The sequence below is a fragment of the Variovorax sp. W2I14 genome, from assembly GCF_050435205.1.
Classification (GTDB): Bacteria; Pseudomonadota; Gammaproteobacteria; order Burkholderiales; family Burkholderiaceae_C; genus Variovorax; species Variovorax paradoxus_C.
Map to the genome: position 1 here is coordinate 41,688 of NZ_JBNDJX010000001.1, position 12,361 is coordinate 54,048.

8 protein-coding genes are annotated in these 12,361 nt (G+C 68.0%); 6 read left to right on the forward strand and 2 right to left on the reverse strand.

From position 1 onward, the window contains the following. Window positions 1–75 precede the first annotated feature (75 nt). The 6 genes from tssJ (at window position 76) to QF040_RS00185 (ending at window position 9,059) form a co-directional block, all read left to right on the forward strand. Window positions 76–768, forward strand: a complete 693-nt coding sequence (tssJ, locus tag QF040_RS00160) for a type VI secretion system lipoprotein TssJ (RefSeq protein ID WP_429609194.1) — start codon at window positions 76–78, stop codon at window positions 766–768. Window positions 769–780: 12 nt separating this feature from the next. Next, a complete protein-coding gene (tssK, locus tag QF040_RS00165) occupies window positions 781–2,172 on the forward strand; it encodes a type VI secretion system baseplate subunit TssK (RefSeq protein WP_429609195.1) in 1,392 nt (463 codons plus the stop codon). A 3-nt stretch (window positions 2,173–2,175) separates the two neighbouring features. Beyond that, window positions 2,176–2,865: a DotU family type IV/VI secretion system protein gene (locus QF040_RS00170; protein WP_429609196.1), complete on the forward strand. Its 690-nt coding sequence runs from the start codon at window positions 2,176–2,178 to the stop codon at window positions 2,863–2,865. After that, window positions 2,862–6,689 (forward strand): type VI secretion protein IcmF/TssM N-terminal domain-containing protein, encoded by a 3,828-nt coding sequence (locus QF040_RS00175; protein WP_429609197.1) that lies wholly within the window; start codon window positions 2,862–2,864, stop codon window positions 6,687–6,689. The genes QF040_RS00170 and QF040_RS00175 overlap by 4 nt, the downstream gene beginning before the upstream one ends. Before the next feature lie 125 nt (window positions 6,690–6,814). Next, on the forward strand, window positions 6,815–7,843 hold the full coding sequence (locus QF040_RS00180) for a helix-turn-helix domain-containing protein (protein WP_429609198.1): 1,029 nt from the start codon (window positions 6,815–6,817) through the stop codon (window positions 7,841–7,843). A gap of 40 nt (window positions 7,844–7,883) precedes the next feature. Further along, window positions 7,884–9,059: a serine hydrolase domain-containing protein gene (locus tag QF040_RS00185; protein WP_429609199.1), complete on the forward strand. Its 1,176-nt coding sequence runs from the start codon at window positions 7,884–7,886 to the stop codon at window positions 9,057–9,059. A gap of 59 nt (window positions 9,060–9,118) precedes the next feature. Here QF040_RS00185 and QF040_RS00190 read toward each other — a convergent pair whose 3' ends face one another. Together QF040_RS00190 and QF040_RS00195 are read right to left on the reverse strand one after the other, a co-directional pair. Next, window positions 9,119–10,978 (reverse strand): serine hydrolase domain-containing protein, encoded by a 1,860-nt coding sequence (locus QF040_RS00190; protein ID WP_429609200.1) that lies wholly within the window; start codon window positions 10,976–10,978, stop codon window positions 9,119–9,121. A 37-nt stretch (window positions 10,979–11,015) separates the two neighbouring features. Then, complete coding sequence (locus QF040_RS00195; protein ID WP_429609201.1) at window positions 11,016–12,203, reverse strand: serine hydrolase domain-containing protein; 1,188 nt, start codon at window positions 12,201–12,203, stop codon at window positions 11,016–11,018. Window positions 12,204–12,361: the final 158 nt, after the last annotated feature.

Below are 12,361 nucleotides of genomic sequence, written 5' to 3' on the forward strand. Positions count from 1 at the left end.
ACGGGCTTGGGACTCGCTGCGGCCGGCGAACAGTCACCGCGTTTGTTTCATCGGCAACATGGCTTGGGTGCGCGCGTGAGCCGCCGATGCGCCGCCGCGCTGGCGCTGTGCGCCCTGGCCGTCGCCGTGCTGCAAGGCTGCGCGGCAGCCAATTCCGCGATGGGCGGCAACACGGCCAAGCAGGCGCGCGCCGAGGTCAGCTGGGACGCGGGCAAAGACGGCGTGCTGATCGAGATCACATCGGCCACCGACCTCAACCTCTACGAGAACGTGCCGCACACCCTGCTGCTGAGCGTGTTCCAGATGACCGACGCCGCGGCCTTCCAGAAGCTCAAGGCCGACCCGCAGCAGATGTCGCGCGTGCTCGCAAGCGGCCAGGCGGGCCCCGACTTCGTGCAGTTCAGCCGGTACGTCGTGGCGCCGGGCCGGCGCACGCTGCTCGCGCTCGACCGGGCCCAGCAAAGCCACTACGTCGGCTTCGTGGCCGGCTACTACCAGCTCGATGCCGAGGGCAACGCGCGGCTCTTCGAAGTGCCGCTCGCCGTGAGCAGCAAGGGGTGGTTCTCGAGCACCTACAGCGCCGAGCCGGTGCCCTTGGCGATCCGGCTGAACCTGGGTTCGCAAGGCATCGTCTCGGCGAGCAGGCTGAACGCCTATCCGATACCGAAGAAGGAATCGGCGTGGATTCCGCTGGACGGTGGAGGCCGCGAGATCGACCTCGCGCCCCAGCCCGGGGAATCCACCGATCCGCCCACCCGAAAACTCTGAGTACCGAATCCAATGAACGAAAAGGCCGGCATCTATTGGCAGCAGGGCATGTTCCTGCAGCCTCAGCATTTCCAGCAGTCCGACCTGCACCAGCAGTTCCAGCGCAAGCCCGCCCTGGAGAGCGGCCAGCCGCATTTCTGGGGCGTGGGCGAGTTCGCGCTGGCCACCGCGGCCATCGCGAACCAGCGCATCGAGTTGCAGTCGGCGCAGGTGCTCTTTCCCGATCGCACCTACGTCGAGTACCCGGGCAATGCGGTGATCGCGGGCCGGGCCTTCACCACCGAGCAGTTCGAGGGCGACAAGCCGCTGACCGTCTATCTGGGCCTGCGCCGGCTGCACGCCACGGAGTCCAACGTCAGCACGGTCGGCGAGCTCGCCGAGGCAGCGCTCGCTCCGACCCGGTATGCGACCACACACGCGAGCGAGGAGGTGCCTGACCTCTATTCGAACGCAGCCCCTGCGCAGGTGCGCTCGCTGATGTTCGTGCTGCGCATCTTCCTGGACAGCGAACTCGAGGCACTGCAGGACTACGAGCTGGTGCCGATCGCCAGGCTGGTGCGCGACGGCGCCCTGGTGCGGCTGGTCGATGACTACGTGCCGCCCTGCTATGCGCTGTCGGGCTCGCAGTGGCTGCAGCAGCAGATCCGGGACATCCGCGACGAGCTCGCGGGCCGGGCCCGGCAGTTGCAGGCCTACAAGAGCCCGGGCGGGACCCGCGGCGCGGGGCTCGATGCCGCCGACGTGGTGCTCCTGCTGGCGCTCCGGACCATGAACCGTTTCAGCCCGCTGCTGCAGCACCTGAGCGAAGTCGAGAGCCTGCACCCATGGGCGGTCTACGGCGTGCTGCGACAGCTGGTGGGGGAACTGAGCTCGTTTTCGGAGCGCTTCAACATGTTCGGCGAGGGCGAGGACGGCACCGCGGGCGTGCCGGCCTACGACCATCGACAGATCGGCCGGTGCTTTGCCCGCGCGCATGCCCTGATCACCCACATGCTCAACGAGATCACGGTGGGCGCCGAGTTCATCGTGCAACTCCAGCCCGAAGGCGAGCACCTCTACAACGGCGAACTGCCCAAGCGCCTCTTCGGCGAACACAACCGCTTCTACCTGCTTCTTCGCAGTGACTCGCTGGCCGCCGCCGTCGCGCAGACGGTGCCGAACAATGCCCGACTGAGCCCGACCGCCGAGATGCCCAAGCTGCTTTCGCTGGCGCTGCCGGGCCTGGAGCTGATCCACCTGCCGGTCGCGCCGCAAGGGTTGCCGCGGCGCGCCGATTCGCACTATTTCCGCATCGAGCAGATCAGCCGGCAGTGGGAGTCGGTCACGCGCGACGGGCAGATCTCGCTGTCCTGGCCCGATGCCCCAAGCGACCTGCGCGCCGAGATCGCGGTCGTGAGAAGGTAGGCCGTGAAGCTGGTCGATGCCTTCATTCCCGTGCTGGCCGTGGTGCGCCAGTTCGCCCTGGCCCCCGACCAGGATGCCGCGGCGATGGCCGCGCGGCTGCAGCCGCTGCTGGCGCAGGCGCAGCACGACGCGATGGCCATCGGCACATCCGAGGAAGACCTGCGCCATGCGTTGTTCGCGGTCGCGGCCTGGGTCGACGAGACACTGTCCACCTGCGACTGGCCGCAGGCAGCAGGCTGGCAGCGCCACCTGCTGCAGCGGCAGTTCTTCAACCTGTCGAATGCGGGCGTGGCCTTCTTCGAAAGGCTCGCCCAGCTCGGCGACGCGCAGGCCGATGTGCAGGAGGTCTACGTCCTGTGCCTCTCGATGGGTTTCACGGGCCGCTATGGCCACGGCAGCCATGGCGACGCGGTACGCGCCCTGGCCGACATCCGGCTTCGTGCGATGCACCACGTGCTCGCCCAGGCCAGCGCGCGGGGATTGCCAGCGGCCGAGGCGGCCGCGCTGGTGTTCCCGGGCGTCGAGCTGAAGGCGGCCGAGGGCATGGGTACGGCGCCTCGCCGGCGCTTCGCGCTCTCGCGCCTGAGCGTTCTGGTGCTCACGGTACCGGTGCTGGTGCTGTGCGGCCTCTACCTGGTCTTCTTCCTGGTGCTGCGGCATGAGGTCCACGCCATCCTGCCCCTGATCCGATGAAATTCCTGCGCAACCTGATCGTCTGGGCCTGCGTGCTGGTGCTTCTCGCGCTGGTCGGCTGGGGCGTCTCGCTCTACCTGGGCTGGCCGTGGTGGAGCGCCGTCGCCATCGTTTGCGGGGCGGTGGGCCTCTACCTGCTGTACCGCTTCATGCGCCGGCTGCTGGTGGCCGCGCGCTCGCGCAGCGCCATTGCGCGGCCCGACATGGACCAGCGCCTGCGCACCGAGGCGATGTCGCCGCAGACGGTGCTCAAGCGACGCTGGAAAATGGCCGTCGACACGCTGCGGCGCTCGGGCCTGCGGCGCCACGGGAACCCGCTCGACGTGCTGCCCTGGTACATGCTGGTGGGCCGTTCGGGCGCCGGCAAGACGACGGCGCTCACCCGCTCGCGGCTGAGCCTGCCGCTGCAGCAGGTCGACCGCAATGCGCCGATCGTGCAGACCGCCAACTGCGACTGGTGGTTCTTCGACGATGCCGTGCTGATCGACTGCGCCGGCCGTTACGTCGAAGCCGAAGGCTCGCGCGAGGACCGCGAGGAATGGAGCGTGGTGCTCGACCAGCTCGCGCGCTACCGGCCGCACGAAGGCATCAACGGCCTGGTGCTCACGATCGACGTGCGGCGTTTGCAGAACCCCGACCGCGACGGCCTGGCCGAAGAGGGCAGGGTGCTGCGCGAGCGCATCGAGCAACTGATCCGGCTGTTCGACCGACGCTTTCCGATCTACCTGCTCGTGACGCAGTGCGACCACCTCTACGGCTGGGAAGACTGGTCGGCCCGGCTCGAGGCCGGCGCGCTCGACCATGCCATGGGCTATCTGGCGACCGGCAGCGAGCAGCAATTCGTCGATCGCGCATTCGCCCGCATCGGCGAGCGGTTGAGCCTGCTGCGCCTGCAACTGGCCGCGCGCGCGCCCGGCGCCACGCCGGCGCTGCTGATGTTCCCGAGCGAGCTCGCGCAGGTGAAGGCCGGCTTGCGCCTGTTCCTGGACGCCTGCTTCAGCGACCATCCCTACCTGGAGAGCCCCTTCCTGCGCGGCCTGTTCTTCAGCAGCGGCGCCCAGGAAGGCGGGGCCGTATCGACCCTGCTGCCGCAATTCCTGGCGCCTGTGCCTTCGCATCGCACGACCCACACGGGCCTGTTCCTGCACGACTTCTTCGGCCGCATCCTGCCGCGCGACCGCCATGCCAGCCTCCCCGCCGCGCTGGTCAACCACTGGCGGCGCGCCACGCGCCACCTCGGGCTGCTCGCGTGGCTGGCGCTATGCCTGGCGGCCATGCTGCTGATGGCGGCGGCATTCCAGCACAACCGCACCACGGTGGCACTGGTGCGCGAGACCTATCCGCTGGATGCGCGTTTCGTCGGCAAGCTCGATGAGGATGCGCGCACGCTCGAACGCATCAGCGACGCACTGGCCGTGGTCGACAAGCGCAACGACCGCTGGATCGGTCAATGGATGGTGGCGACCAGCGAGGTGGGCCAGCTCGAGCAACAGCTTCAGCGCAGCTTCGTGTCCAACTACCGCAGCTACATCGAGAAGGGCAGCTACGAGACCTTCCAGGAGGTCGGACCGAACAGCCAGGTGCCGCCCCAGCAGTTGCGCGCGGGCCGGGCACACAACCTGGTGCGCCGTATCCATCACATCCAGCGGCGCATCGCGGGCGATACGCGCAGCGAACTCGACGGGCTGCCGGGCTTGCTGCCGGTCGATCCTGCGAGTCGCGTCGACGCGCAGACGGTCCACCGCCTGGAGCGGCTCGGGCTTTCCTACATCGCCTGGCACCCCGACGAGGACGGCTTTCTGGACGCCCGGCTGGCGTCTTCGCAGACGCAGCTGGATCACGAGGCCTACGCCGGTGCCCCGCCCCTGGCCTGGCTGCTGGACCTCCCCGCCGATGCCTTGCTGGGCGACGACGTGACGCTGGCCTCGTTCTGGCAGCCGCTGGCCGGCGCAGCCGCTGCGGTAAATGCGAAAGCGGTCGCGCCCGAGTTGCCCGGCTCGCGTGTGCCCGTGGCCTTCACGCTCGAGGGCCAGCGTGCCATCGGCCGCTTTCTCGATGACATGGCGACGGCGGTCAGGGATCGACCGAAGTTCGAGCGTGAGCGCCTGCAGTTCGAAGGCTGGTACAGCTTGCAGCGCGCCAACGCCTGGTACCAGTTCGCCACCGTCTTTCCGGCCGGTGAGCAGTTGATCGCCAATGAAGCCGCATGGCGCAGCGCGCTCGCGCGGGTGGTCAACGGACAGGACCCGTACACGCTGCTGATCGAGCGGCTGCAGCGGGAATTCGCCGCGCTGCCCGACCAACAATTGCCGCACTGGCTGCTGCTGGCGCGCACGCTGGGGCGGCTTCAGGCTGAAACACGCACCGGTGCGGTCCTGGCGGGCAATCCGACCGTGTCCCTGTTCAGTTCGCTCAATGCGGTTGGCGGGCGGGCGTTGCAGGCAAGCACCTCCAGCCTTCCGCTCGGTCGCGAAACGGTGCGGCGGGACCTTGCCCTGCGCAAGCAGCTGAGGACGTACGACGCCGGCCTGGGTGCGGTCATGCGCGACGCGCTCGACGGCGAAGGCAAGGCCATGGCGCTGGCGACCGAGTTCCATGCCTTCGGCAGCGACCCGGCCGTGCCCTCGTCGCGCCTGCGTGCCGTGGCCGACGCGATGCGCGAACTCCGCCGGGACTCGGGCTTCGATGGCGGCGAGAGCGCCGTGGTGTGGAAGCTGGCCAGCGGCCCGCTGCACCTGCTGTTGCGCTACGTCGAGCAGCAGGCCTCGTGCGTGCTCCAGAAGGACTGGGAGACCAGTGTCATGTGGCCGCTGCAGAGCGCCACCTCGATGACGCAGATCATGGACCAGCTGTTCGGCACGCAGGGCACCGTCTGGGCTTTTGCCGACGGACCCGCGAAGCCATTCCTGCGGCGCGACGCGACGCGCTTCAGCATGGTCGAGACGCTGGGCTACAGCTTGCCCATGACGGCGGCGTTCCTGCCGGTGCTCAATGGCGCTGTGAACAAGCGCGTCGAGCAGCTCGTCGGCCAGCAGCAGCTCGAGGCGGCGCAGCGCAAGCGCCAGGCCGACGCCGAGAAGCAGCAGCTCGAGTCCAGCCAGGCGTTGCAGGCCGTCGAGTCGCGCCTGGCCGAAGCCCGGCAGCAGGCCGAGGCGCTGAGCGTGGCGCCGCTGCCGTTGACCATCACCGCGCAGCCCACCGGCGTGAACCCCGAGGCCACGGTCAAGCCCTACCTGACGACGCTCACGCTGCGCTGCGCGGCGGGCGCCAAGGTGATCAACAACTACAACTTCCCGGTGACCGAGCAGCTCGAGTGGAGCGCTGCGAAGTGCGGCGAGGCCACGCTGGAGATCCGGCTCGGCGAACTCACGCTGACCCGCCGTTACCCGGGCGCCACCGGTGTGGCCGACTTCGTTGCCGAATTCCGTGACGGCACGCACGATTTCGGCGTCCTCGATTTCCCGCGCAGCCGCGCGCGGCTGGAGGCCATGAAGGTCGGCAAGATCAGCGTGCGCTACGACCTGCAAGGCCAGGACGCGTTGCTGAAGGTGCAGGCGCAGATCACCAAGCTCACGCGCGATCAGGTGGATGCCGCGGCCGAGAGGCAGCGCCTGGCGGCGCAGCAGCTCGGCCAGGCGCAGGCGCTGGTGGACCTGCGCGCGCCGGGCGCTTCCGGCGAGCCGCTGATGCATGTCTCGGTGCCGCCGCGCGTGGGCGCTTGCTGGAGCGTGGAAAGCCGCAGCAAGTCGCCCCAGAGCCTGCAGGCGATGTTCGATGCGCTGATCGGCCCGGCGCGACCGCGCGACGACGCGATGACCAAATGAAGCGCGCGATGGACTTGCACGAAATGCCCGATACGCCGGCTACCCCTGTAATTTGGCCATCCATCGCAACGCCAAGAGAATCGCGCGCTGGAGTCGGGGGGTATCCCGAAGGATCGGGAAATTCGATGTTTGCAACTTCTTACGCGAATTCTGGCGGACGGCGTCTTTTTTCTGCCGACGGCCTGAGCGCTGCCAAGCATCGCAGCGAAGTCACGACCGGCATTCTCGAATCGATGCACCTGGAACTCGCCTCGGACGATCCCTTGCTCGGCCGGAGCGTCCTGTGCGAGGACACCAAGGGCGTGGTCGGCCACTGCGAGGTGCCGGCATCGGAGATGCGCTCGACCTTGCCGGCCGCCAGCGCGCCGCGCGAGGCCGAGATCTGCCTGTGGCTGATCGAGCGCGGCACGCTCACCGTCGAGCAGAACAACGGCATCCAGACCCGGTTCGGACCGGGCAGCGCATTGCTGTGCGATGTGGCGCAGACGTTGCGCGGGAGCTGGGATCGCGCGCGTTTCAGCTTCGTGCGCCCCACCAGGCAGCGCCTGGTGCAACTGCTGGGCCATGTGCCGGCGGCCAGGGCGCGCTCGATAGAGGCCATCGACCATCTGGCGCTGGCGCCCTTCCTGGCATCGCAATTGGGCACGCTGGCCAACCACGGCGTCGCGCTGGGCTCCGACGAACTGGAGGCGGTGCTCGCAGGCATCTTCCAGACCGCCGAGGCCTTGCTCGGTTCGGTGTACATGTCAGGGTCCGAACACGGCGTCGACCGGCTGCAGCTGGTCCACCGGTACATCCAGAGCAACCTGCACCGGCATGACCTCAGCGTGGTCGACATCGCGCGGGACACCGGTCTGTCGCGCGCACAGCTCTACCGTTTGTTCTCATCGCAAGACATGAGCGTGCATGCCACCTTGCGCGAAATGCGCCTGCTCAAGAGCCTCGGCTATCTGAACCAGCCCAGAAGCGGACGGTTGAGCATCGGCGCCATTGCCTATGCCTGCGGCTTTTCCGACCAGACGGTGTTCAGCAAGCTCTTTCGCCAGCGCTTCGGCATGCCCGCGCGCGAGGCGCGCCAGCGAATGGCACTCGAACTGCCGATCGACGTGACGCGCGCGCCGAGGGGCATGACCATTTCGCAACCGGGCGCCTGACGCGGCGCCCAGCAGATCCACACACTCAGGAGCAATCACCATGCGTTTCAATCCCTCACGCCGTCACCTGGTCCGCTGGACCGGTGCAGCGGCCCTGGTTCCATGGCTCGCCTCGTGCGGTGGCGGTGGGGGCTCCGGCAATGCGGGTGCCATCGTCCTTCCGACGGCCACCCCGGAAACACCTTCTCGCGACGCCGCCTATGTGAAGGCCGTCGAGGCCCTCATGTCGACCTATCGCCCTCCCGGCGTTCTGGCAGGCGTGCGCGTGGCCGGCGCAGCGCCCTGGACGCGTGCGTTCGGGCAGGCCGACGTCGCCAAGGCCACGCCGCTGTCGCTGAACAGCACCTTTCCCCTGCGCAGCATCACCAAGTCGTTCACCGTGACGGCCTTCCTTCAACTGGTGAAACTGGGACAGCTCGGGCTCGACGACAAGGTCGCACGCTACATCGCGGGCGTGCCCAATGGCAGCCTGATCAGCCTGGCCGATCTCGCCGGCAACCAGAGCGGATTGGCCGACTATTCGATGCAACCCGGTTTTATCGAAGCCTTCGTGAAGGATTTTCTGCGCGTGTGGACGCCCCGGGAGCTGGTGGCCATCTCGTTCGCCGTGCCGCCTTCGTTTCTTCCGGGCGAGCAATACGAATACAGCAACACCAACACCGTGCTGCTCGGCCTGGTGATCGAAGCCGTCACGGGCCTGCCGCTGGCCGACGTGCTGGCTGCGCAGATCTTCCGGCCGCTCGCGTTGACCGGCACCAGCTATCCGTCGACAGCCACACTCCCGCCGCCGGCGCCCACGGGCTACGCGGTGGACGTCGCCACGGGTACCGTCGACGACCAGCCGCTGGTCAGCCCTACGTGCCTGGCCGGCTCCGGGGCCATGGCATCGACGCTGACCGACCTGCTTGCATGGGGCGATGCACTGGGTCGCGGCACACTCATCGGCGCCGAGTTGCAGGGCATTCGCAGGTCGCGCGCGCGGGACGTCACCAACGGCCCGGAGTACGACCGCTACGGCCTGGGCATCGGACAGATCGGCAACTGGTGGGGTCACACCGGCAGCGGCGTTGGATTCCAGGTCGCGACCATGTTCCTCGAGGCGCGCAGCGCGACGGTGTCGGTCATGGTGAACGCTTCGCCCGATGGCGGCCGCCAACACCTCAACCTGGCGCAGGAACTGTTCGAGAAATTGGCTGCGGTGGTCGAGGCGGCCTGACCCGACTTGATGGGGTACCCCGGGGCCGCACGCGACGGCGCCAGGGAGCCCTGAAAGGTTCAGGAAGCGGAGGTACCGACGCGGCGGAAGATCAGGCCGTTGCTGCCGATCTGCTCCACGCCATCGACGGTCCGGAACACCAGCTCGGTGAGGTCGCGTCCGTCGTTGACCGGAACCTTCACCGTCATGCCGGCGCGCGCATGGTCCAGGGGACGCACCAGCTCGCTGTGGGCCCACATCAGGTAGCCGGGAAGTTCGGCCAGCACGCCCAGTGCAGCGCGCAACGGACCATTGCGCATGGCCGCCGAGTCCGGCGACTCGTTGGCCAGCTCCCACGTGGTGCCCACGCGCGCCTGCCATGCCGGCGGGAGGGGGGTCTCCAGCGGCGACAGCTGCTGCCCCAGGGGCGCCGTCGCCCAGTAGTGGCCGCTGGCCCCTGGTCGGCGTTGAACGAGATAGCGCATCCCCCGCAGGACGACGAACTGGAACGAGAAGCCGTCGCCCGTCTCGCTCCACCACCTGCCGTCGCTGCGCAACGCAAGACCTTCGTACATCGACGCCCAGCCTTCCGCCTTCCAGCGTCGCAGGTTCAGACGGCCGGCAACGAACGCGGCCTGGATCGGCCCGAGATAGTTGCCGTAGATGCCCGCGACGGTCGGATCGGGCTCCGGCGCAGCGGCGAGCGCCGGGGGCGCATGGCTGACGGGCCTCGGCAGCGGGGAGACGGCCCGGCGGTCCTGCAGTGCGTGGAGCAGGATGTTCTCGGCCAGCGCAGTGACTCCGTAGCCCAGGCTGTTGCCGGTCAGCATCAGCACCATGTCGGTCTCCGGCAGCACGAAGAATTCGCTGCTGAAGAAGGCGGTGCCGCCGTTTTTCTGCCAGGCGGTCTGGCCGGCGGCCAGCATGCCCGACTGGCGCACGTTGTCCCAGCCCAGCCCGATCTGTAGCTCGGGGCTCGGGTTGATGAGCAGCGCGGTCGTCTGATTGCGGCCCATCTCGGCCACGCCGGCGGCCGATACGATGCGCCGGCCCTCGAACACGCCCGCGCCGAGGAACATGCGGCCGAGGCGCAGCATGTCGCCCGGCGTGCTGGCGAGGCCACCCGTGGCGTAGGCCGAGACGAATTCCTGCTTCCATTGCTTGCCGTCGTAGGGGTGGGCGAAGCTGCCCTCGGCGAAGGGCGCCAGCGTGAAGCCCGACTGGGTCATGCCCAGGGGCTCCAGGATGTTCGTGCGCACGAACTCTGTATAGCGCGTGCCGGTGAGAGCCAGCACCACGCGCTCGATCATCGTGAAGCCATCGTTGCAATACACCGCGAGCTCGCCGGGCTCGTGCTTGAGGTGCGTGTCGGCCAGCGCGGCCTCGGCGTTGGCCGCGTAGTCGGTATGCGGTGCGAAGGCGAAGACATTGCGGGTATGCGTGCCGGGAAAGCCCGAGGCATGGCTGAGCAGATGCCGCACCGTGATGCGCCGGTAGCCGTCGGACAGCATGCGGAATTCCGGCAGGTACCGGACCACCGGCGTGTCCAGGCTGAGCAGGCCGCGGTCCTGCAGGATCATTACCGAGAGCGCTGCCAGCACCTTGCTGACCGAACCGATGTTGAAGCGCGTCTGCGTGCCGGCCGCGATGCGGGCCTCGCGGTCCGCCCAGCCGAAGGCTTCCTGCCATACCACCTCGCCGCCGCTCCAGAGCGCGACCGATATCGCCGAGGTTTTGCTCTCGGCCATGGCGGCCTTGATGGCTTCGCGGCCCCAGTCCACGACCGGTGCGCCGCTGCCTGCGGTTGCGCCCGACGACAGCTGCATGGCGGTGGCGTTGTCGCTTCCGCCGCAGCCGACCGCGATCGGCGCCAACAGGGTCAGTCCTGCGCGTTGCAGGTAGCGGCGGCGGTTCAAGCCTTCGAGAGAGTTGCTGGTCATGGCGCGATAGGTAGAGTGAAGGGTGTCTGTAGCAGGATCAAGGCGTGCGCGAGGGCGCAAGGTCCTGCGCGATGCGGCGAAACAGTTGCTCCGACGTGTTGCCTTCCGGGGAGGCGGGACCCAACGTGGTCGTGACGGCGATGGCGATTTTTTTCGATGGCAGGTAGGCCATCAGGCCCGAATAGCCGAAGAAGCTCGGGTTCTGCATGATCCAGCCGTTCGAGACCAGGATCCCCAGCCCGTAGTAGCGCTCGGTGGACATTTGCGGGAAGGACGCGGTGCGCGGCTCAAGGAACTGTGCGAAGGCCTTGGGGGAGATCAGGCGGCCGGTTGCGATGGCTGCCGCCGAACGCATCACGTCGGGAACGGTGCTCGTCATGATGGAGCCCTCGGCGATGGTCCACGAAGGGTTCCAGTCGGTGCTGTCCTCGTAGCGGCCGCGGTCGGAAGAGAAAGCGTGCAGCACTGGCGATGGAATGAACGGCGTGGAGTCGCTGCGCGTCTCGCGCATGCCCAGCGGCTCCAGCACGCCGGTGCGGATCAGCTCGGCGACTGACCTGCCGCTGGCCATCGCCATGACGCGGCCCAGGAGGACGAAATTGGTGTGGGCATAGGAGAAGCACGTGCCCGGCTTGCATTTCATCGGCTGCGCGAGAGCCGCCTCGATCAGCTCGTCCTGCGTCCATTGCCGGTGCACGTCCTTGTAGAGCGGAAGGACGTTCAGGTCCACGTAGTCCGCATAACCGGAGGTGGAGTTGGCCAGCATCGCGAGCGTGATGTCGGCTGCATGAGGAAAGCCGGGCAGCCATTTCGAGAGCTTGTCATCGATGCTGAGCACACGCTGGTCCTGCAGCTGCAACAGCGCGGTCGTCAGGTAGGCGATGGCGATCGAGCCGCTGCGCCAGTGCATGTCCACGGTGGCAGCCTGTCCTGGGGCGGACTCGCCCCAGGCTTCGGTCAGCAATGGCGTGTCGTCGACGCTCACGCTCACGATGGCCGAGCGCAGGTCGAGTTCGGTCATCGTCTTGCGCACCACACGCCGCACCGATTCGGCCGCCTTGGCCGAATCGGTGCAGGTCGCTTCGAGTACCACCTGGCCGATTGCGCAGTTCTCGTCATCGTCGCCGCCGCCGCAGGCTGAAAGGAGCGCGAGCACGCCGCCGGCACAAACAACTGCAAGGCGATTGCGCAGACCCGGCACCTTGCTCGCGAACGTGCGTGCCATCGGTGCTAGCAGCTGCCCGGCGCACTGGCTCTGCGTTGAAGTTTCGGTTGTCATCGAGTCGGTGTTGTGTTGGTGATCGACTCGTTCGCACAAGCTCTGGCTTCACTGCCTGCTGCTGCTGCACATCGCTTCGTCGAGGTTGGCCCGATTCTCGCGAT